Source organism: Rhizobium phaseoli (assembly GCF_010668805.1).
GTDB classification, from domain to species: domain Bacteria; phylum Pseudomonadota; class Alphaproteobacteria; order Rhizobiales; family Rhizobiaceae; genus Rhizobium; species Rhizobium phaseoli_A.
The window spans coordinates 16,464-36,673 of record NZ_WUFT01000012.1 but is presented as its reverse complement, the minus strand read 5'-3'; the positions used below and the strand labels follow the sequence as shown (position 1 = coordinate 36,673).

Genomic DNA, 20,210 nt, shown 5'->3' with positions numbered 1-20,210 from the left:
CGTCAGGCGAACTGTATGATCAGGTCAATCAAGGAGGAATTGTCATGAACGCACTAATCAAGCACGCATCAGGCTACTGGGGCACGAAGACGGACTTCGCGTCCCTCCTGGCCCATGTCGACGAGGTCGGCCCGATCCTCGACAAGAATTCCGAGGACAATGAAAAGCTCGGCCGCCTCAACGAGGAGACCTTCGAGGCGCTCAAGCCGCTGCGGATGAGCCATGTCTTCGCCGGCGAGGATATCGGTGGTGCGCAGCTCTCGCCGACCCAGGGACTTCAGCTCATTGAAGCCATCACCTATCACAGCGGCGCGGCCGGCTGGATCTCGATGGTGCACACCTGCATCGGCGCGATGTCGGCGGCCTTCCTGCCCGATACGGCGATCGGCCGTCTGTTCGACGGCAAGACCGACAACCGGTTTTCCGGCCAGGGCACGCCGACGGGCATGCTGAAGAAGGTTGATGGCGGTTATCGGCTGAACGGCAAGTGGGCCTATGCGAGCGGTATCTACCACGCCACCTATACCCATACGGCAGCGCTGCTCGACGATGGAAACGGTCAACCCGCGAAGGACGAGAAGGGCAACGTGATCGTGCTCTGCGCCCATGCGCCAGTCGGAGAGCACGAGTTGCTCGGGAACTGGAATTCCCTTGGCCTGCAGGCGACCGGCAGCATCGACTATGCCGCCAACGATGTCTTCATCCCTGACGACATGGTGTTCCCGATCCTGACCGCCGAGCCGCAGCGTATGAAGGAATTCTTCAGCCTCGGCGTCGTCGGCCTCGCTGCCATCGGCCATTCCGGGTGGGCGATCGGTGCGGCGCGTCGCATGCTTGACGAAGCCGCCAAATATGCCAAGACCAAGACTGGCCGTGCCGGCATGCTCGGCGAGAGCGATAAGTTCTGGTTTGATTTCGGCCGCGCGGAAGCCCGAGTCCGCGCCGCGCGCGCCCTTCTATTCGAGGTCTGGCGCGACGTGGAGGCCTCGATCGAAGCCGGCAACCGCATGACGACCCGGCAGATAAGCCTTGTGCATCTCGCCAAATCCGAAGTGCATGAGGCCGGCGTCGATGCCTGCCATTTCGTCTACCGCGCGCTCGGCGGCGCGTCGTTGCGTTACGGCGTGATGCAGCGGATCTATCGCGAGATGCTGACGGCGGCGAACCATTTCACGATCAATCCCAACATCGTCGCCGCCGCCGGCCGCGACATTGCCGGCGTGTGGAGCGATCGGGTCTGGCAGTTCTACGACCTGATCGAGAAGAAATGAGCGCGGCCGCGAGAGGCATGCCGGGCAAGGTGGCGGCGGCCGAAACGGGTGCCGCCGGCGGTGGCCAGGGCATCACCGAAGCCTTCATGGCAGCGTTCCGGCATCACCCGTCGGGCGTAGCGATCATCACGGCCGATGCGGGCGAAGGTCCGGTGGCGCTGACGGTGAGCTCGCTGATCTCGATCAGCGCGGTGCCGCCCATGGTCGCCTTTTCGCTCTCGGCATCCTCGTCGAGTGCGAAAGTGGTGGAGCGGGCGGCATCGGTGGTCGTCCACTTCGTTCGCCGCGCCGACATGCAGCTCGCCCGGCTCTGCGCGACATCGGGCAGCGATCGCTTCGGGCCAGATGTTCAATGGGCTCGGCTCGACGGCGGCGAGCCCTATTATCCTCAGGTCGAGCTCTGGTTCCGGGCCGAACTTCGAGGCCGGCTGGAGACGCCGGGGGCATGTCTGGTCACGGCGGAGCTGACATCGGTCTCGCCCGGGGCACATGCCACGCGGCAGGCCGAGGCCCTGGTCTACACCAACCGTGCCTGGCACGGCCTCGGTCCGGTGGTCGACACCGTCGCGGCACCGGTCATGCTGTGGCCGGACGATTCGGCGACATTCTGACATTCGGCGTGGCGGCACCCGCCGCCAGCCACGAATTCACATCCCCCAGATCACGGACTGTTCGTGGCGCTTGATCAGATGCCTCAGATTCTCGAAACTTTTGCGAATATGCGTCGAGAACGCCTCGATAGCCGGTGCGCCCACGTCTCCTGTGCGCCTGAGCAAGCCGAGCGCGCGTTCCGGATGCGGGATGTTGACCGGCAGGGCGGTGATCGCCTTGTCGTTGCGATAGGCGAAAACCACGCTGTGCGGCAGGATGGTGAGCGCGTCGCTCTCCTTCATGTAGTTGATCGCGCTGGTCAGCGACCCGCCGGCATAGCGGATCTTGGTCTCAGTTGCGCCGAGCGAGAGAACGAGGCTGCGCAGGTCGGCAAGCAGCGGACTGCCGGGCGGCGGCGCTATCCAGGGATACTCAAGCAAGTCGGGCCCGGTCAGCTTGCGCTTGAGCAAAAGCGGATGGGTAAGGCGGCAGGCCACGACGTTCCGGCCCGGCAGCAATTCCTGGAAACGCATCCCCGATCCCTCGTCGAGCATATCGATCGGGCAGATGGCGAGGTCGATGCGGTCGGCGACGATCGCCGCGCGCAACTCGGGAAGATAGTCATAACTCTGTTCGATACGGACTTCGGGAAAATCGTTCTGGAAACCGGCGATCATGCCTGCGATGAGCGCGTCCATGAAGAACGGCGTGCCGCCAACGCGCACGAGCCCTGTCCGGCCGTGCCGGAAGCCTTCGACCAAGGCGGACGCCTTGCGCGACGCCATGAGCATGGCTTGGCCGTGGTCTGCCAGGGCCCGGCCGAGCGGCGTCGGCTGCAGTGGCCTTCGGCCTTTGATGAACAGGGGCTCGCCGAGCCGCTTTTCCAGCATGGCAAGGGTGCGCGACACTCCCGGCTGGCTAAGCCCCAGCAGCGTCGCACCTTCGGTCACGCCTCCTGCCTGGACGACCGCCGCAAGTTGCACCAGATGTCGCTCGTCGATCTTCATAACAAATACGCATACAAATCACGAAAAAAATTATCAAGCATTCAGTTCCGGGCTGCTAAATTATCGTCATGGGAGGAGTCATGCCAGATATAACGTTCAGCGAGCGCAATTCTGCGCAGCTTGTGGCCGAGCGGCTCGACAAGCATGCGGAGGGGCCTCTGCAAGCTTTCATGGTATCCTTCATAGAACACCTGCACGAGCTCATCCGCGAGACGCGTCCGACCCATGCCGACTGGCGACGGACGGTGGAATTCCTCACCGAGGTTGGTCACGCCAGTGACGGACGGCGGCAGGAATGGGTGCTGCTTTCGGACCTTTTGGGGGTCACCGCGCTCATCGAGGAGATCAATACCCGCCGGCCGAAGAGCGCAACGCCCAATACGGTGCGCGGGCCGTTCTATCGTGCCGACGCACCCCGATTGGCGCTCGACTCCAATATCTCGCTCGACGGCGTCGGCCCCGTTCTGGCGGTGGCCGGCCATGTACAGGATCTCGATGGGCAGCCCGTCGCGGGCGCCACGATCGAGACCTGGCAAGCCAACAATGAAGGCTACTACGAGAACCAGCAACCGGACCAACAACCCGAATTCAATCTTCGCGGCGTATTCACGGCCGACACCAAGGGCGATTTCCGCTACAAGACAGTCCGGCCGGGCGGCTATGCCGTGCCCTGCGACGGGCCGGTTGGCCAGATGCTTGGCGGCCTTGGCTTTCCACTCCGGCGCCCCGCACATCTGCACTTCCTGATCAAGGCGGATGGCTTCGAGACGATCAGCACGCATGTCTATGACGGCGGCGATGCAAACCTCGCCCGGGATGCCCTGTTTGGCGTCAAAGAAGAGCTGATCGGCGAGTTCAAGCCATCAGGCAAAGGCGAGAGTTCGACACTCGACTTTACCTTCGTCATGGTGAGGGCGAAGAAAGGACGTGGCGCGACATGACGCTGTCGTTCAGCTACCAGGGAAGTCCTGCCCGCATCGTCTTCGGCAACGGAGCGAGTGCCGATGTGGGCAAATGGGTCGAGGCGTTAAACTGCCGGCGCGCGCTGGTGCTGTCGACGCCGCACCAGGCGGCGGATGCGCAGGCCCTGTCGGCGCGGCTGGGTTCGCTCTCGGTCGGCACCTTCACCGATGCGACCATGCATACGCCGGTCGAGGTTACCGAGCGCGCCGTCTCGCGCGCGGCCGAGGTCGGCGCGGATTGCGTCGTATCGCTCGGCGGCGGTTCGACCACCGGGCTCGGCAAGGCGATGGCCTATCGCACCGATATCCAGCAAATCGTCGTGCCGACGACGTATGCCGGTTCCGAAGTGACCCCGATCCTTGGCCAGACGGAAAACGGCGTCAAGACCACCGTGCGCAGCCCGAAAATCACACCCGAGGTCGTCATCTACGACCCGGAGCTAACACTCGGCTTGCCCGTCGACATGAGCATCACCAGCGGCCTGAACGCCATCGCGCACGCCGCCGAAGGGCTCTATGCGCCGGACCGCAACCCGATCACGTCAATGATGGCCATCGACGGGATGCGGGCGCTCAAGGAAGCGCTGCCTGTTATCATCGAAAGCCCGCGTGACAGTTCAGCCCGCGAGAAAGCACTTTATGGTGCGTGGCTTTGCGGCACGGTGCTCGGCCAGATCTCGATGTCGCTGCATCACAAGATCTGCCACACATTGGGCGGCAGTTTCGACACGCCGCATGCGGAGACGCATTCGATCATGCTGCCGCACACGATCGGCTTCAACGCATCGGCCGTGCCGGAACTGATGAAGCCGATCTCGGACATTTTCGGTGGCGGCACGCCCGGGCAGGCGCTTTACGACTTCGCGAAGTCCATCGGCTCGCCGAAGGCGCTCAGGGATTTCGGCCTCAGCGAGGCTGATCTGGACCGCGCAGCCGAGATCGCCAACAGCAATCCCTACGCGAACCCGCGGCCGATCGATCATGGGTCGATCCGCGCGCTCTTGCAGGACGCATGGAGCGGACGCCGTCCGCCATATTGAATTCTTTTGGGAGGAGGAAGGCATATGTTTACGAGACGTGATTTGCTGAAGTCTGCGGCCGCCACTGGAGCCGTGGCGGCGACCTCGGGGCTGACCATGCCGGCCATCGCCCAGGGTACCGCCATCAAGCTTGGTTATGTCAGCCCGCAGAGCGGCCCGCTGGCCGCCTTCGCCGAAGCCGACAAGTTCATCATTGACGGCTTCATGGCGGCGACCAAGGCCGCCGGACTGAATTACGAAGTCGTGGTAAAGGACAGCCAGTCCAACCCGAACCGCGCCGCCGAAGTCGCTAAGGAACTGATCGTCACCGACAAGGTGCATGCGGTGCTGGTCGCGTCGACGCCCGAGACGACCAACCCGGTGGCGACGACCTGCGAAGCCGAGGAAGTGCCCTGCATCTCGACCATGGCGCCGTGGCAGCCCTGGTTCATCGGCCAGCAGGCCAATCCGGGTGACCCGTCGTCGTGGAAGCCGTTCAACAGCGCCTTCCACTTCTTCTGGGGCCTTGAAGACGTCATCGCCGTCTATACCAACATGTGGGGCCAGGTGACGACCAACAAGAAGGTCGGTGGCCTATTCCCCAATGACGGCGACGGCAATGCCTGGGGTGACAAGCAGGTTGGCTTCCCGCCGGTCCTGGACAAGCTCGGCTATACGCTCAACGACCCCGGCCGCTACCAGAACCTGACTGACGATTTTTCCGCGCAGATCAACGCCTTCAAGTCGGCTGGCGACGAGATCATCACCGGCGTGATGATCCCGCCGGACTTCACCACCTTCTGGAACCAGGCGCAGCAGCAGGGCTTCAAGCCGAAGGTCGCCTCCATCGGTAAGGCTATCCTGTTCCCTCAGGCGGTCGAGGCGCTCGGCAAGAACGGCCACAACCTCTCGAGCGAAGTCTGGTGGTCGGCAACCCATCCGTTCAAGTCATCGCTGACCGGCCAGAACTCCAAGGATCTTGCGGACGGCTTCACAGCGGCGACAAGTCGTCCCTGGACCCAGCCAATCGGCTTCATCCATGCGCTGTTCGAAGTGGCGGCCGACGTGATGAAGCGGGCCGATCCGAACGACAGCGCGGCCGTGATTTCGGCCATCGCCGCCACGAACCTCGAGACGATCGTCGGCAAGGTCGCCTGGGACGGCGCAAACCTACCGCCTTTCGCCACCAAGAACATCGCCAAGACTCCGCTTGTCGGCGGCCAGTGGCGCCTAAAGGACGGCGGCGGCTACGACCTCATCATCGTCGACAACCAGACGGCGCCGAATATCCCGACGGGCGGCAAGATGGAAGCCATCGCCTGAGCCAGCGCCCAGGCGGTGGAGCTACCGCCTGATCGGCTCGGCGCTCAACCCCGGGCCGCCGTTCAACGGAAGCCTGTAACCCGAGACCCTGATGCCCATACTCGTGCTTGACCAGCTATCGAAAAGCTTCGGCGCCCTGAAAGTCGCCGACCAGGTTTCGTTTGCGCTGGAAAGTGGCGAAGCGCTCGGGGTGATCGGCCCGAACGGAGCCGGCAAATCTACCCTCTTCAACCTGATAACGGGCAACATTCGTGTCGACGCAGGCAGCATCCGGCTCGATGGCGTCGACGTGACGCGGCAGCCGCCGATGGCGCGATGTCTTGCCGGCATCGGCCGGACATTCCAGATCCCGCAGCCGTTCGAAAAGCTGACGGTCTTCGAGAACCTGCTGGTTGCAGCCGCCTTCGGCTCACGCAAGACCGAGCGCGAAGTCAGCGATCGATGCGCCGACATTCTCGTCAGGATCGGGCTTTACCCGAAGGCGAACCAGCCGGCGGGGACGCTTGGGCTGCTGCAGCGCAAGCGACTCGAACTCGCCCGGGCGCTAGCCACCGACCCCAGGATCCTGCTGCTCGACGAGATCGCCGGCGGCCTGACGGAAGGAGAATGTCAGGAGCTCGTCGAGACGATTCGGGTGATCCACGGCCGTGGCGTGTCGATCATCTGGGTCGAACATGTGCTGCATGCTCTGACTTCCGTGGTCAGCCGGCTCGTCGTGCTGCATTTCGGTCGGGTGATCGGGATCGGCGATCCCGACACCATCATGGCTTCGAAAGAGGTACGCGAAATCTATCTCGGGATCGAGGTCTGATGGCGGTGCTCGAGACACACGGCCTGACGGCCTTCTATGGCGACTTCCAGGCGCTGTTCGGTGTCGACATGATGCTGGACGAAGGCGAGACGGTGGCCGTGATCGGCGCCAATGGCGCCGGCAAGTCGACGCTGCTGCGCTCGATCTCCGGGCTGATTCGCAATGCGCCGAACCATATCCGCTTTGCCGGCGCCGAGATCGGCGCGCTGTCGGCGCCCGACGTCGTGCGGCTCGGCATCGCCATGGTGCCGGAAGGCAGGCGCCTTTTTCCCTCGCTGTCGGTCGAGGAGAATTTGCTGATCGGCAAATACGGCCGCAGCGGCGACGGCACCTGGACACTGGATGCCATCTACCAGCTCTTTCCCGTGCTGAAGGAGCGGCGGCACAAGCCCGGCACCGCGCTTTCGGGCGGCCAGCAGCAAATGGTGGCGATCGGCCGGGGACTGATGTCCAATCCGCGGGTCCTGCTCTGTGACGAGGTGAGCCTCGGCCTCGCGCCCGTCGTGGTCAAGGACATCTATGCGGCCTTTCCCAAGATCCGCGCGACCGGCGCGGCAATCGTCATTGTCGAGCAGGATATCGGCCAGGCTCTGAAGGTGGCCGACCGGGTCTATTGCATGATGGAGGGACGGGTGACGCTGACGGGCACGCCGGCAACACTCAGCCGCGAGGATATCCACGCGGCCTATTTCGGAGCGCATGCGCGATGAACTGGCTCGACACGATCATCCAGGGCATTCTGCTCGGCGGCCTGTACGCGCTTTTCGCGGCGGGACTGAGCCTCGTCTTCGGCATCATGCGGCTGGTAAATCTCGCGCATGGCGATCTGATCGTGCTGGCCGCCTTCCTGGTGCTGTTGCTGGTCTCCGCGCTTGGGCTCAATCCATTCCTTGCCGCGGTGGTGGCGCTGCCCGTGATGTTCGCACTCGGCTGGGCGCTGCAATTCCTCGTACTTAACCGCACACTTGGCGACGATATTCTGCCGCCGCTGCTGGTGACTTTCGGCTTTTCGGTCGTCATCCAGAACGGGCTTCTCCAAGGCTTTTCGGCCGACAGCCGTCGCATCTCGGCAGGTGCGCTGGAAACGGCCTCGTTGCAGGTCGGGCCGATCAGCATCGGCACGATGCCGCTGCTCACCTTCCTTTCCGCCGTTGGCGTCATCGTGGCTCTCAACCTTCTGTTCTATCGCACCTCGCTCGGCCGCGCCTTCCGCGCCACGTCCGACGACAGCGCCACTGCTGGTCTGATGGGCATCCGGGCCGAACGGATTTTCGCGACCGCAACCGGCATCGCGATGATGGTCGTGACGATCGCCGCGCTCTATCTCGGCACTCGTGCGAATTTCGATCCGACCATGGGGCCGGCGCGGTTGATCTATGCCTTCGAGGCCGTGATCATCGGCGGGCTGGGGTCGTTCTGGGGCACGCTGGCCGGTGGCATCATCATCGGCGTGGCGCAGACGATGGGTGCGGCGGTCGATCCGGAATGGCAGATTCTCGCCGGGCATGTCGCCTTCCTGCTGGTGTTGATCGTCCGGCCCCGCGGCCTCTTCCCTCGGGCGGTGGACTGAGATGGCAGACAATGTTTCCACATCCTGGTCCGTCTCGACGCGCACGCGCGGTTCCTTGGTTTCCATCCTGCTGATCCTCGCGGTGGTGGCTTTCGCCTCCGCAACGCCGCTCTTTGCGCCGCGTGCCGTGATCCAGGACCTGTTCTCCATCCTGACCATGCTGGTGCTGGCGCAGTGCTGGAACCTGCTCGCGGGGTATGCCGGCCTCGTCTCCGTCGGCCAGCAAGCTTTCGTCGGCTTCGGCGCTTATGCGATGTTCGGCGGCGTCAGCCTGCTTGGAATGGATCCGATGGCGGCCATCGTGCTCGGGGGGCTTGCGGCGCTCGCGCTCTCCATACCGACCGCCTTCTTCGTGTTCCGCCTGCAAGGAGCCTATTTCGCGATCGGCACCTGGGTGATCGCCGAGATCGTGCGGCTCTCGCTCGCACAGTGGAAGGCGCTGGGCGGCGGCACCGGCACCTCGCTGCCCGCAGGCGCTGCGCGTGACATGGTCGGCGTCCGCTTCGTCGCCGATCTGCTGGGCGTGCGTGGGCCGCAGGCGACCGACATCGTCTGCTACTGGCTGGCGCTGCTCCTGGCGATGCTTACCATCGGCTCGATCTACAAGCTGCTGCGATCCAAGCAGGGACTTGGCCTTGCTGCCGTACGCGACAACCGCGAGGCGGCGCGCTCCGTCGGCGTCGACCCGCTCTGGACCAAATCCTTCGTCTATCTGGTCGCAGCGCTGGCGACCGGCCTCACCGGTGCACTGATCTACGTGCAGAAGGCGCGCATCTCGCCGGACGCCGCCTTCTCGGTCCCGGACTGGACGGCTTACGTGATCTTCATCGTCGTGATCGGCGGCATCGGCACGATCGAAGGGCCGATCGTCGGGGTGATCGTCTTCTACATCCTGCAGAACCTGCTTGCCGACTACGGCTCCTGGTATCTGCTGATCCTCGGCCTGATCGGCATTCTGATCATGCTGTTTGCGCCGCGCGGCCTGTGGGGCCTATTCACCGACCGCACCGGAATCCAGCTCTTTCCCGTCCGCCGCATCCTGGCGGGCCGGCCAAAAATAAAGACGAACGAGGGAGTGCCTGATGGCTGACATCGAAACCGACGTATTGATCATTGGAACCGGCCCGGCGGGCTCGGCCACTGCGGCGCTGCTCGCCACCTATGGTGTCGAGAACATGGCGATCAACCGCTATCGCTGGCTCGCCAACACGCCGCGTGCCCACATCACCAACCAACGGGCCATGGAGGTGTTGCGCGACCTCGGCCGCGAGGTCGAGGCCGAGGCCTATCTCCATTGCAGCCCGCAGGAGATCATGGGCGAGAACGTGTTCTGCACATCCATTGCCGGCGAGGAGCTGGGCCGGCTTAAGACCTGGGGCAACCATCCGAAGTCCAAGGCGGAGCATCTGCTGTCTTCGCCGACGGAGATGAACGACTTGCCGCAGACCTTCATGGAGCCGCTTTTGTTCAAGACCGCCTGCTCGCGTGGCACGCAGGCCAGGATGTCGACGGAATATGTCAGCCACGTGCAGGATGGCGACGGCGTGACGGCGACCTGCCGCGACCGGCTGACCGGCAAGGACTTCACCATCCGCTCGAAATATCTTGTTGGAGCCGATGGCGGCAACTCGCTGGTGGCGCAGCATATCGGCCTGCCGTTCGAGGGGAAGATGGGCGTCGCCGGCTCGATGAACATCGTGTTTAAGGCCGATCTTACGCGCTATGTGGCCCACCGCCCCTCGGTGCTCTATTGGGTGCTGCAGCCGGGCTCGAATGTCGGCGGCATCGGCATGGGTCTCGTCCGCATGATCCGGCCGTGGAACGAGTGGCTGATCAACTGGGGTTACGATATCACCCAGGGCGTGCCAGATGTCGACAATGCCTTTGCCGAGGGCGTGGCCCGCGACCTGATCGGCGATCCCGATATCGACATCGAAGTCACTTCGGTCTCGACCTGGACGGTCAACAATTGTTATGCCGCGCGCGCCCACAAGGGCCGGGTCTTCTGCATAGGTGACGCGATCCACCGCCATCCGCCGTCGAACGGGCTCGGCTCCAACACCTCGATCCAGGACGGCTTCAACCTCGCCTGGAAGCTCGCCATGGTCGTCCGGGGCCAGGCCGGCCCCGGCCTGCTCGAGACCTATACCGAGGAGCGCGCGCCTGTCGCCAAGCAGATCGTCACCCGTGCCAACCAGTCGATCGAAGAATTCGGCCCGATCTTCGGCGCGCTTGGCCTGCTCGATTCCATCGATCCGGTGAAGATGCAGGAGAATATGGACCGTCGCTGCGACGACACGCCCGCCGCCGAGACCCAGCGGGCCGCTCTGCGCGAAGCGATCGCCTTCAAGGTCTACGAATTCGACGCCCACGGCGTCGAGATGAACCATCGTTACAAGTCGGCGGCAGTCGCAGTTGAAGGCCAGCCCGAGCCCGCCTTCATACAGGACAACGAACTGCATTTCGAGCAGACGACCTGGCCCGGCGCGCGCCTGCCGCATGCCTGGCTGTTCGGCGACGGCAACAAGAAAGCCTCGACGCTCGATCTCTGCGGCCATGGCAGGTTCACCATCCTGACCGGCATCGGCGGCCGCGGCTGGGTCGATGCGGCTGAGGCCTTGTCTGCCGAGCTCAATCTGCCGATCATCACCCATATCATCGGGCCTCGGCAACAATGGCAGGATCATTATGGCGATTGGGCGCGCGCCCGCGAAGTCGGCGATGCCGGCGTCATCCTGGTGCGGCCCGACCACCACGTCGCCTGGCGTTCGGAAGGCCTGGCGGCCGATCCCGCCGGCGAACTGCGCCGCGTGTTGAAAACAATCCTGGACCGGTGAGGCGAACATGGAAGCGCATGAGAAGGGCTATTTCACCGAGGAGAACTCGGTCGAGGTCGTGACCGGCCGTAATGCCGGCGCCAAGGACGAGCGGCTGAAGCAGGTGATGGACGTCATCACCCGCAAGCTGCACGAGGCGGTGAAGGAACTGGAGCCGACGCAGGACGAATGGATGCAGGCCATCCTGTTCCTCACCCGCACCGGCCAGATGTGCAACGAATGGCGGCAGGAATTCATCCTGCTGTCCGACGTGCTTGGCGTTTCGATGCTGGTCGACGCGATCAACAACAGAAAACCCTCGGGCGCCTCCGAGAGCACGGTGCTCGGCCCCTTCCACGTGGCCGATGCGCCGGAACTGCCGATGGGTGCCAATATCTGCCTCGACAGCAAGGGCGAGGACATGGTGATCGAGGGCCGCATCCTCGACACGGAAGGCAGGCCGATCGCCAATGCCGTGATCGATGTCTGGCAGGCCAATGACGAGGGTTTTTACGACGTGCAGCAGAAGGGTATCCAGCCCGACTTTAACCTGCGCGGCATTTTCCGAACCGGGCCGGACGGACATTACTGGTTCCGTGCCGTGAAGCCGAAATACTACCCGATCCCGGACGATGGCCCTGTCGGCCAGTTGCTCGGTAATCTCGGCCGCCACCCCTATCGTCCGGCGCATCTTCACTACATCATCAGCGCCGATGGCTTCGAGACGCTGACGACCCATATCTTCGACCCCGACGATCCCTATATCCATTCGGACGCGGTCTTCGGGGTCAAGGAAAGCCTGCTCGCCAAGTTTGATAAAGTGCATGATCACGAACGTGCCAGGACCTATGAATTCGCCGACGACTTCTGGGATGTGACGCACGATTTCGTGCTGTCCCGCAGCAAGGCCTGATAGCTTTAGTCACAAGACATCGTAGGAGGACGCGGTCGCCGCGTCCTTGTTTTTGCGCGCGAATTCTATTCCGTGGCTGCCTTGCGCTCGCGCTCGCCCATGAACGGTCCCTGGACCCAGTGGATCGTCTTTTCATGCTTCTCGACCGCGCGGCGCAGTTCTGAAAACTCCCGCCTGAGATGGCCCAGGAACTTGCGGCCGGCGGGGTTCGAATAGGGCTTCTTGCGGGTCATGATCCCCAGCACCCTTTCGGGCTGCGGAATGTCGAGCGGAATGATGGTGATCTTGTTTTCGCCGCGAAAGGCATAGGCCACGGATTGCGGCAGGATCGCCAGCGCGTCGGTGCCGGCAAGATAGTTCACGACGCTGAGCAGCGAGCCGCCGGCATAGCGCAGGCCGACTTCCTCAAGCCCGAGGGTCAGCAGGATATTGTGCAGGTCGAGCACCAGAGGCGAGCCTGGCAGCGGTGCGACCCAGGGGTAGTTGACGATATCCTCCGTCGCGACGCTGCGCTTGCGTACCAGCGGATGGCCGGCGCCGCAGGCGAGCACGTTGCGTGCCGGCAGGATCGACTCGAAATGAAGATCGGCGCGCATGTCGACCGACCCGGTCGGCGTGACCGCAAGATCGATCTGGCCAGAATCCAGTTCGGCGACGAGGTCGGGATAATTGCCATAGGACTGGTGCACCATGATGCCCGGCTCGCCGCGCTGGAACGAGGCGATCATCGGCGAGACGACGGCATCCATGAAGAAGGGCACGCCGCCGATGCGCACCCGGCCGGACGATCCCGACTTGAAGCTGCGGATGATCTCCATCGCCTTGCGCGACGATGCCAGGATCGACTTGCCCTGCTGGCCCAGTTGCTCGCCGAGCGGGGTGGGCTGCATCGGCCGGCGGCCAGAGACGAAAAGCGGCTCGCCGATGCGCTTTTCCAGGATGGAGACGGTGCGTGACACCGCCGACTGTGTCATGCCGAGCATCGCGGCGGCTTCGGTCACGCCACCGGTTTCGATCACGGCGGCCAGCTGGACGAGATGAGCTTCGACGATCTTCATAGCAATTTGCTATAGCTCCTATGAAAAATGTCAATCAACAGGCGATTGCATCGGCTATAGTCGTGACGATCACGATGCGCGGCTCGACCTGCCGGCAATCGTGGCTCCGGATGAACGCGGGGGAGGATCCGCGTCCGGAATTGGAGACCGTTTCCGGAGGAGGAAAACATGGCCCTTATCAGCGGATATCATCATCTGACGCTTTGCACCGACGGTGCGCAGGAAGATTACGACTTCTACACCAAAGTGCTCGGCCTCCATTCGGTCAAGCGTACCGTGCTGTTTGACGGCACGATCCCCGTCTACCACCTCTATTACGGCTCTCGGAACGGCGATGCCTCCACCATCATCACCACCTTCCCGTTCCGGAAACCCGGTGTTTTCGGCCGGCGTGGCACCAATCAGTCCAAGATCATCCAGATGGCCATTCCCGTCGGCTCCGCCGGCTACTGGATCGACCGGCTGAACGGCAAGGGCGTCGAAGCAGCCAAGATTTCGCGCTTCGGCATCACCCGCGTTGCCTTCAAGCATCCCTGCGGCATCCCGCACGAACTGGTCGAGAGCCCTGCGGACAACCGCGCCTCGATCGTCAACGAGGCGCAGGGCGTTGTTGCCGCGCATGGCATCAAGGGCATCTACGGCGCGGCGATCGCCGTCTTCGACCGCACCGCGATGGATGATTTCCTCGGCGTCGGAATGTCGATGACGAAGGAAGCAGACAGCGACGAAGGCCTGATGTTCTCGGTGCCCAATCCCGGCGGACCGACCAGCATGGTCGAAGTGCTGCACGAGTCGAACGGCCCCCAGGGCACGTGGACGCTGGCGGGTGGAACGATCCACCATCTCGCCCTCAACACCGGCAACGAGGAAAACCAGCTCAAGCTCAAGGCGCACATCGAAGGCCTGGGCTTCACCGACGTGTCGGACCAGAAGGACCGCAATTATTTCAAGTCTTGCTATGTCCGTTCGCCGGGCGGCGCGCTGTTCGAAATCGCATGGTCCGTCGAGGGTGGCTGGGCACTCGACGAACCCGCCGACCAGATCGGCACCACGCTGGTTTTCCCCCCATGGTTCGAAGACCGCAAGCAGGAACTGATCGCCGGACTAGAACCGGCGAATTTTTGAGCCAATGCCGATGTCGCACCACGACGAACCGCTCCTCCTCGGCGTGCCACCCGAGGAGGCCCTGGTTCACTGCGTCTTCATCCATGGGCGAACCCAGTCGCCCGAGGACATGCAGGAGCAGGTGATTTCCAGGTTGAGGACGAAGGGCATCGCCTACCTTCTGCCCCGCGCGCGCGCCAACAGCTGGTACGACGCCCGCGCCACCGACGTGCTGACGGACCGGACCCGCAAGCAGCTGGAACAGTCGATCGGCTATATCAGGGATCTGGTCAAAGGGCTGTCGAACGGCCATGCCCATCCGAAGCCGCTCGTTATCGGCGGCTTCAGCCAAGGCGCCTGCCTGGCGCTGGAATATGCCATGCAGCACGGGCCCTGGCATGGCGCAATGGCCGCCCTGACCGGTTGCCGCGTCGGCACGCAGACATGCGACCGCCCCTTCGCCGACCTCGACAGGCTGCCGGTCTATCTGACGGGCTCCGACAAGGATCCATGGATCCCCGTCGATGCCTTCGCCGATGCGGCGGCGGCACTGGCAAGGGCGCGCGCGCGGCTGCATTGCGACATCCTGCCCGACAGGTCCCACGAAGTTTCCGCGCCCGAGATCGCGCAGCTGGAGAAGATAATCTATGGGCTGACGCAGCAAAGCTGGTGGTAGGCCTTTACCCATCCAGCCCCTTGAAGCGCACCGGCTGGTAGCCGCGCATCAGCAGGCTGCCGAGCGAATAGGTGTTGCGGCAGACGCGGCCCTTGCAGGCGTTCGGCGAGGCCTCCATCACCTCCACCTTGCGGTCGTCGGTGAAGCGCATGAACAAGAGCACATGCGAGCCAGGCTTGTTCAGCGCGTCGCCCGGCCGCATCGACCAGGGGTCGGAGACGCGCTTGGTAATATCGGGAATGGCGCGCGTCGAGACATGCATCTTCAGGCCCCAGGCGTCGCTGACGAAGCCGGAGCAGTCGACGCCGAGGATATTGGATTGCGGCGCGCTCTTGGTGCAGACATTGCCGGCGGTCTGGCCCTTTTCGACGCCGTCCATGAAATCCTCGAGCCGCGTCTTGCAGCCCCAGCAATAGGGAACGCCCTTGACCGTCTGTCCGCGCTTGCCGATCAGGTAGATCGGCCGGCGCAGCCGGTTCATGTTGAGGCAGCCGGGGCCCGGGTCCTTGCCATAGGCTGATGATGTCACCAGCCAGTTCATCGTCTCGAAGCCGATCGCCCGCTCGATGACGTCGCTGCGCGACTTCGGCACGATCGCCACCTTCGGCGCCTTGCCCGGCTTGCCGGCATTCAGCGGCTTTGCCGGCCTGATAACGGCAAGCTTGCGGCCAGGGTCGCGGCCGTCGAGCCGCAGCACCTGCGCCCGGCTTTCCTGCGATTTGAGATAGAGCACGTCGCCGCGCGGGCCGATCGCCACGAAGCGCCTGGAAAACACCGTGCCGGGGTCGATCGGCAGGTCGTAGACCCGGTCCACCACCCCGTTCGGCGTGAAGCGCACCACCAGCATGCCGGTCCGCTCCGGCCGGTCCGCGGGCACCAGTTCGACCAGCGCATAGGGCCTGCCCGTCGTGTCGATGTCGAGAAGTTCGACGGTGCCGATCCTGGCCTCCGAGGTCAGCGGCAGCGACAAGAAATTCTCCTCCGAGCTGCTGCGCCGCAGCAGGATTTCGGCCTTGTCGTTTGCAGCCGAGACCTCGGCGACGATATCGCCGAGCCCGCGGCTCGGCACATATTGAATGACCGGCGGGCGAGCCTCTGGACGGCTGGTGCTGCGGCCGATCTCATCGACGATGCTGTTCAGCGGTCCCGGCGGCACCGAGCCCATCGAGGCAAAGACCGAGCGGGTGTAATCGTCGGCATCGCCGCCATCGACGGCGCGCAGCGTCTGCGACCTTCCGTCGGCTTCGGTGGAGCGCTCGAGCGGCACGACGCCGTCCGACCAGAGGTAGAGCTCGTTGTGGACGACGGCGAGATCTTCGGGCGTCGCATTGTCCGGCAGCGGCAGGATCTCGGGCTCGGCCTGCGAGCGCTCGGCATCGACGGCGAGCACGCGGCCGTTATTCTGGTCGAGAATATAGATGGTGCCGTCGTCGCCGACGGTGATCGCCGCGGGTCCCGATGCCTCGACTTCCTCGCCGGCGGAAATAATGCCGACCGAACGGCCGCCATCGCCGCTGCGAAGCTCAATAATCGTCGTGTCTTTGGCAAAAACCGGCGAAGCGACCGCAAGTGCCGCGGCAATCAGAATATGCGACCCAAAACTACGCATGTCCTCGACCCCCGAACAGGACGATGTCAGGCCGGCTCGGCCTTCTCTGACCGTCAAGTCTTCGAAATGGTAAGATAGATGCGCCTCCTCAGCAAGCCGTTGCTTTCCAAACGATTTGGAGATCGGCGTCGGCGATAGTACAAGATCATCGTCTCGAAGATTTGCGGGCGGGAAATGCTTATGCTGGAATGGAACGGTGACGAACTGGCGCTCGACATCAGCCTGCTGGAGCAGGTCCGCGCCGCAAGGATAGGCTTCTCCGATCGCGTCTGCGCCGCCTCGCAAAGCACCGACGACAAGCATCTGGCGCAGCTGCGCTCCGAGCCGACCTATCTGATGGCCGAGTTCCTCTATTCGATGAAAGTGTTCGGCATCAACACGGCCGAGGATATCGAGCGCTTCGCCGATCTGCACAATGATTACGTGGTGTCGCTGACCCGCGATCCGGCCAAGCTGCAGCGGCTCGGGCTGTCGCAGGATCGGGCGCTCGCCTCGATGTTCACCGCCGACACCAAGCCGCGGCTGATCCAGAACTGGGCGGATAAATCAGGGGCGATCGACCAGTCCAATCTCGCCCGTTTCCTGGTGGCGGTGATGTCGAGCGAGACCTGCCGCAAGACGCTGATCGATTTCGAGACGGCCGGCTTCATGCAGCGCAAGCGCTCGCCCTACGGCACCATGGTGGTCTGGTCGACGGGACAGATCGAGGAGATCTTCGGCGAAATGCTGCGCGATCTCCGCCTCGGCCTGCAGCAGTTGAAGATCCTCTGACCACAGCAGCTTCAACGCTCGCATCGTGCTGCCAGCCGATTTCACCCCTCCCAATCGATTGGCACTGAGCGCCGTTGCCATCTTTCCGGCCTCTGCCTATTGTCGGGACGCCAGTTATCCAAGCACTGGTCGTGCGCGGTAGCGCCCATAAGACGGATATGACGACGATGACGAAATCCCGGCTCATAGCCCTGTCGATCGGCCTGCTGCTGGCGTTGCAGATGCCTCAGCTTGGCCATGCCGGCCCGGCCGAGGATGCGCTGGCGGCGCGCAACCCCGCGCTTGCCGCGCTGCGCCAGCATGACGAGAAGGCCTTTGCCGCAGCGACCGCAATCATCACAGAACACGAAAGCGCCAAGGGGCTGACACCCGGTCAAGGCAAACTCCCGGACGCGACCTCGCCCGGCCGCGACATGGGCTCAGGCCCCGGCAAGGAATTCACGGTCGATAATCCGGATATTCTCTGGCTCTATAACTCCTCGCCCGAGGGGATGAGCGACCTGATCTCGATTTTGAAATCAGCCGGGCAAAAACCCAAGAACTAAGCAGCGCTCCAAAGTCAAAAAAACTAGATCTGGCGGCGGATATTGCCGATCCCGAGTCTTGCTCACGGCCTTTCCGGGACGGTTTCTTGCAGGTTCCAAATAATTTGTAACCCTCCCTCAAGCAAGACAGGCAAAGCCATCCCAATTTCGCCGGTCAGTGCTATTCTCATCTTCAACACAGTGTGAGATTGTTCGAAGAGGAGGTTTTCCAATGCTCAACCGCAAAGCCATCCTGGCCGCAGCCACCTTTCTGTCGCTCTTTTCGGTGGTTCCCGCCGTCGAGGCGCAGAACGAACGCACATTGACCGAAGCGCCGGCGCAAACCGGGCCTGTCAGCATCACCTTCGATCGCGCCGAGGCCAAATACGCCATCGGCGAAGTTGTCGGCCTGTTCATCCAGTCGACCGAGAACAGCTACGTCACCGTGCTGAACGTCTCCCCGAACGGTTCCGTCGTCAAACTCTTTCCGAACAAGTATCAGACCGACGCCCTCGTCGGCCCAGGCAAGCGCGTGCAGGTGCCCGATCCGGCCAGCGGCGCCCGGCTGCAGGTCTCCGGTCCTGTGGGACAGGAGCAGATCAAGGTTTTCTATTCCTCCAAGCCGCTGAACATCTTCGCCGATCTCGGCGGCAGCGGCAGCGGCATGTTCCGCTCGGTCGACGGCGGCATGGATGCCGTCTCCCGCAGCCTTGAAGAAGCCCGCAGCCTCGGCACCAAGATCAGCAGCAAGACGCTGATGCTGACGACGGTCGATAGCCCGGCGGCCCTGCCGCCCGTGGCCGCCCCGCCGGTTGCAGCCGCCCCCGCAGCAAAACCCGCACCGGTCGAACAGGCTGCAAAGCCGCCCGTTGCCCCGAAACCGAAGCCGGTGATCAAACAGGAAGTCGCCAAGAAGCCGGAAACGGTGGTGGAAAAACCGAAGCCAGTCACCCCGAAAAATGTTGCCCCGAAGCCGGTCGAGCAGGCCGCACAACAGCCGCCAAAGAAATACAAGATCGTCACCAATCTGGCGCCCGGCCAGGAGCTTGCCGCCGATGAGCTGCAATTGATCGGCCCCGCCGACACCACCTCGTCCACCCGGCCGACCCAATACACGCAGTCAAAGCAGTATAAGCAGCCAACCCAGTCGTCCCAGACCCAGATGCCGAAGCTGCCGATGCCGCAGCTCAAGATGCCACAGTTCAAGCTTCCCGGCGGTTTCAGCATCAAGATGCCGCAGCTGAACCTCGGCCGCTCGGCCGAGCCCGAGCAGGCCGGCGAAGAGATCGAGGTGGCGAATGCCGATACGCCTGCCTGCACCGCCCTTCTCGACAAGCTGAACACCGCCGTTGCCGCCAAGGACATCACGGCTGCCGCCGCTGAAGCCGATACGATTGCCGTCAGCGCCGATTGCGGCCAGTTCCAGGTCAATGCCCAGCGCCGCGTCGCAGCCCTCAGGCTCGCCGCTGCCCAGGAGATGATGGCCGCCAACCAGCCGGTCACCGATTACGAACCGCTGCTTGTCGCTGCCGACAGCCCGCAGGTGCTCTGGCAGGCCTCCGCCACGCTCGGCGAGATCTACTTCTCCGCCCGCCGCTTCGCCGATGCCGCCGCCGATTACCAGCAGGCGATCGAGATCATCAAGAACGAGACCCGCACGCCGAAGGCGCCGCCGGCCGACACGATCTCCGATCTCATCCAACGCGCCGCCCAGGCCCGCATCCTTGCCGCCAACCCGACGAGCGACAATCCTCAGGGCAGCTTCGTGCCGGCTGAGAAGGATCACCGCAGCGGCGTGCTCGGCGGCATCTATTCCGAAAATGTCCGCGGCATCGTGCCGGTCTCCATTCCGGTGCCGATCACCTTCGATTTCAACAAGTCGAGCTTCACCTCGATCGGCACCGAGGCCGCCCAGGAATTGCTCGAAGCCTTGAAGGAGCAGAAACCCGGCCGCGTCATCCTCATCGGCCACACCGACCGGCGCGGCGGTGACGACTATAATCAGAAACTGTCAGAGCGCCGGGCCCAGGCCGTCGCCGATTTCCTCAAGAGCCACGGCATCGATGCCTCGATCGACGCCGAAGGCCGCGGCGCCTCCGAGCCGGTGGATGTGACGGCAACCGCAAACCTCACCGAAGACGATGTCGATGCGCTGAACCGCCGCGTCGAATGGCGCCGCGAATAG

19 protein-coding genes are annotated in these 20,210 nt (G+C 63.5%); 16 read left to right on the top strand and 3 right to left on the bottom strand.

Features of this window, described 5'->3' with window-relative positions:
• The first annotated feature begins 44 nt into the window (after positions 1 to 44).
• Both GR197_RS19310 and GR197_RS19305 read left to right on the top strand, forming a co-directional pair.
• Positions 45 to 1,271, top strand: coding sequence for an acyl-CoA dehydrogenase family protein (locus tag GR197_RS19310; protein WP_164012382.1), 1,227 nt, complete (start codon positions 45 to 47; stop codon positions 1,269 to 1,271).
• The gene (locus GR197_RS19305; protein ID WP_204330295.1) at positions 1,268 to 1,882 is read left to right on the top strand and encodes a flavin reductase family protein; all 615 of its coding nucleotides are present in this window, start codon (positions 1,268 to 1,270) and stop codon (positions 1,880 to 1,882) included. Before GR197_RS19310 ends, GR197_RS19305 begins: the two co-directional genes overlap by 4 nt.
• 36 nt (positions 1,883 to 1,918) lie before the next feature.
• Here the strand turns inward: GR197_RS19305 and GR197_RS19300 are convergent, their stop codons facing one another.
• On the bottom strand, positions 1,919 to 2,869 hold the full coding sequence (locus tag GR197_RS19300) for a LysR family transcriptional regulator (protein ID WP_164012380.1): 951 nt from the start codon (positions 2,867 to 2,869) through the stop codon (positions 1,919 to 1,921).
• Positions 2,870 to 2,949: 80 nt separating this feature from the next.
• Here GR197_RS19300 and GR197_RS19295 point away from each other — a divergent pair, with 80 nt between their 5' ends.
• From GR197_RS19295 to GR197_RS19255, 9 genes are all read left to right on the top strand, one after another.
• A complete protein-coding gene (locus GR197_RS19295) occupies positions 2,950 to 3,810 on the top strand; it encodes a dioxygenase (RefSeq protein ID WP_164012378.1) in 861 nt (286 codons plus the stop codon).
• Positions 3,807 to 4,871 carry a maleylacetate reductase gene (locus GR197_RS19290; RefSeq protein ID WP_164012376.1) on the top strand — a complete coding sequence of 355 codons (1,065 nt, stop codon included), beginning with the start codon at positions 3,807 to 3,809 and terminating at the stop codon, positions 4,869 to 4,871. Before GR197_RS19295 ends, GR197_RS19290 begins: the two co-directional genes overlap by 4 nt.
• Before the next feature lie 24 nt (positions 4,872 to 4,895).
• On the top strand, positions 4,896 to 6,173 hold the full coding sequence (locus tag GR197_RS19285) for an ABC transporter substrate-binding protein (protein ID WP_164012374.1): 1,278 nt from the start codon (positions 4,896 to 4,898) through the stop codon (positions 6,171 to 6,173).
• A gap of 91 nt (positions 6,174 to 6,264) precedes the next feature.
• The gene (locus tag GR197_RS19280; protein WP_164012372.1) at positions 6,265 to 6,984 is read left to right on the top strand and encodes an ABC transporter ATP-binding protein; all 720 of its coding nucleotides are present in this window, start codon (positions 6,265 to 6,267) and stop codon (positions 6,982 to 6,984) included.
• Positions 6,984 to 7,694, top strand: a complete 711-nt coding sequence (locus tag GR197_RS19275; protein WP_164012370.1) for an ABC transporter ATP-binding protein — start codon at positions 6,984 to 6,986, stop codon at positions 7,692 to 7,694. Before GR197_RS19280 ends, GR197_RS19275 begins: the two co-directional genes overlap by 1 nt.
• Positions 7,691 to 8,554 (top strand): branched-chain amino acid ABC transporter permease, encoded by an 864-nt coding sequence (locus GR197_RS19270; RefSeq protein WP_164012368.1) that lies wholly within the window; start codon positions 7,691 to 7,693, stop codon positions 8,552 to 8,554. Before GR197_RS19275 ends, GR197_RS19270 begins: the two co-directional genes overlap by 4 nt.
• Before the next feature lies 1 nt (position 8,555).
• A complete protein-coding gene (locus GR197_RS19265; RefSeq protein WP_164012366.1) occupies positions 8,556 to 9,644 on the top strand; it encodes a branched-chain amino acid ABC transporter permease in 1,089 nt (362 codons plus the stop codon).
• Positions 9,637 to 11,391, top strand: a complete 1,755-nt coding sequence (locus tag GR197_RS19260) for an FAD-dependent oxidoreductase (RefSeq protein ID WP_164012364.1) — start codon at positions 9,637 to 9,639, stop codon at positions 11,389 to 11,391. Before GR197_RS19265 ends, GR197_RS19260 begins: the two co-directional genes overlap by 8 nt.
• A 7-nt stretch (positions 11,392 to 11,398) precedes the next feature.
• Positions 11,399 to 12,283, top strand: coding sequence for an intradiol ring-cleavage dioxygenase (locus GR197_RS19255; protein WP_164012362.1), 885 nt, complete (start codon positions 11,399 to 11,401; stop codon positions 12,281 to 12,283).
• Positions 12,284 to 12,348: 65 nt separating this feature from the next.
• Here GR197_RS19255 and GR197_RS19250 read toward each other — a convergent pair whose 3' ends face one another.
• Entirely contained in the window at positions 12,349 to 13,341 is a 993-nt protein-coding gene (locus tag GR197_RS19250) for a LysR family transcriptional regulator (RefSeq protein ID WP_164012360.1), read from the bottom strand.
• A gap of 168 nt (positions 13,342 to 13,509) precedes the next feature.
• Between GR197_RS19250 and GR197_RS19245 the strand changes: the two genes are divergently transcribed.
• Positions 13,510 to 14,466 (top strand): VOC family protein, encoded by a 957-nt coding sequence (locus GR197_RS19245; RefSeq protein ID WP_164012358.1) that lies wholly within the window; start codon positions 13,510 to 13,512, stop codon positions 14,464 to 14,466.
• A 10-nt stretch (positions 14,467 to 14,476) separates the two neighbouring features.
• Positions 14,477 to 15,121 (top strand): alpha/beta hydrolase, encoded by a 645-nt coding sequence (locus GR197_RS19240; RefSeq protein WP_164012356.1) that lies wholly within the window; start codon positions 14,477 to 14,479, stop codon positions 15,119 to 15,121.
• A 4-nt stretch (positions 15,122 to 15,125) separates the two neighbouring features.
• Here the strand turns inward: GR197_RS19240 and GR197_RS19235 are convergent, their stop codons facing one another.
• Positions 15,126 to 16,730 carry a hypothetical protein gene (locus tag GR197_RS19235; RefSeq protein ID WP_164012354.1) on the bottom strand — a complete coding sequence of 535 codons (1,605 nt, stop codon included), beginning with the start codon at positions 16,728 to 16,730 and terminating at the stop codon, positions 15,126 to 15,128.
• 180 nt (positions 16,731 to 16,910) lie between these two features.
• Between GR197_RS19235 and GR197_RS19230 the strand changes: the two genes are divergently transcribed.
• From GR197_RS19230 to GR197_RS19220, 3 genes are all read left to right on the top strand, one after another.
• Positions 16,911 to 17,501 carry a hypothetical protein gene (locus GR197_RS19230; protein ID WP_164012351.1) on the top strand — a complete coding sequence of 197 codons (591 nt, stop codon included), beginning with the start codon at positions 16,911 to 16,913 and terminating at the stop codon, positions 17,499 to 17,501.
• Positions 17,502 to 17,668: 167 nt separating this feature from the next.
• Positions 17,669 to 18,046 carry a hypothetical protein gene (locus GR197_RS19225; RefSeq protein WP_204330294.1) on the top strand — a complete coding sequence of 126 codons (378 nt, stop codon included), beginning with the start codon at positions 17,669 to 17,671 and terminating at the stop codon, positions 18,044 to 18,046.
• A 211-nt stretch (positions 18,047 to 18,257) separates the two neighbouring features.
• The gene (locus GR197_RS19220; protein ID WP_164012347.1) at positions 18,258 to 20,210 is read left to right on the top strand and encodes a DUF4384 domain-containing protein; all 1,953 of its coding nucleotides are present in this window, start codon (positions 18,258 to 18,260) and stop codon (positions 20,208 to 20,210) included.

Coding starts and splice junctions, on each gene's coding strand:
- GR197_RS19230 (WP_164012351.1), top strand. CDS start 16,911: ATGCTGGAATGGAACGGTGACGAACTGGCGCTCGACATCAGCCTGCTG.
- GR197_RS19310 (WP_164012382.1), top strand. CDS start 45: ATGAACGCACTAATCAAGCACGCATCAGGCTACTGGGGCACGAAGACG.
- GR197_RS19275 (WP_164012370.1), top strand. CDS start 6,984: ATGGCGGTGCTCGAGACACACGGCCTGACGGCCTTCTATGGCGACTTC.
- GR197_RS19225 (WP_204330294.1), top strand. CDS start 17,669: ATGACGAAATCCCGGCTCATAGCCCTGTCGATCGGCCTGCTGCTGGCG.
- GR197_RS19260 (WP_164012364.1), top strand. CDS start 9,637: ATGGCTGACATCGAAACCGACGTATTGATCATTGGAACCGGCCCGGCG.
- GR197_RS19220 (WP_164012347.1), top strand. CDS start 18,258: ATGCTCAACCGCAAAGCCATCCTGGCCGCAGCCACCTTTCTGTCGCTC.
- GR197_RS19305 (WP_204330295.1), top strand. CDS start 1,268: ATGAGCGCGGCCGCGAGAGGCATGCCGGGCAAGGTGGCGGCGGCCGAA.
- GR197_RS19285 (WP_164012374.1), top strand. CDS start 4,896: ATGTTTACGAGACGTGATTTGCTGAAGTCTGCGGCCGCCACTGGAGCC.
- GR197_RS19245 (WP_164012358.1), top strand. CDS start 13,510: ATGGCCCTTATCAGCGGATATCATCATCTGACGCTTTGCACCGACGGT.
- GR197_RS19240 (WP_164012356.1), top strand. CDS start 14,477: ATGTCGCACCACGACGAACCGCTCCTCCTCGGCGTGCCACCCGAGGAG.
- GR197_RS19295 (WP_164012378.1), top strand. CDS start 2,950: ATGCCAGATATAACGTTCAGCGAGCGCAATTCTGCGCAGCTTGTGGCC.
- GR197_RS19280 (WP_164012372.1), top strand. CDS start 6,265: ATGCCCATACTCGTGCTTGACCAGCTATCGAAAAGCTTCGGCGCCCTG.
- GR197_RS19235 (WP_164012354.1), bottom strand. CDS start 16,730: ATGCGTAGTTTTGGGTCGCATATTCTGATTGCCGCGGCACTTGCGGTC.
- GR197_RS19265 (WP_164012366.1), top strand. CDS start 8,556: ATGGCAGACAATGTTTCCACATCCTGGTCCGTCTCGACGCGCACGCGC.
- GR197_RS19300 (WP_164012380.1), bottom strand. CDS start 2,869: ATGAAGATCGACGAGCGACATCTGGTGCAACTTGCGGCGGTCGTCCAG.
- GR197_RS19290 (WP_164012376.1), top strand. CDS start 3,807: ATGACGCTGTCGTTCAGCTACCAGGGAAGTCCTGCCCGCATCGTCTTC.
- GR197_RS19255 (WP_164012362.1), top strand. CDS start 11,399: ATGGAAGCGCATGAGAAGGGCTATTTCACCGAGGAGAACTCGGTCGAG.
- GR197_RS19270 (WP_164012368.1), top strand. CDS start 7,691: ATGAACTGGCTCGACACGATCATCCAGGGCATTCTGCTCGGCGGCCTG.
- GR197_RS19250 (WP_164012360.1), bottom strand. CDS start 13,341: ATGAAGATCGTCGAAGCTCATCTCGTCCAGCTGGCCGCCGTGATCGAA.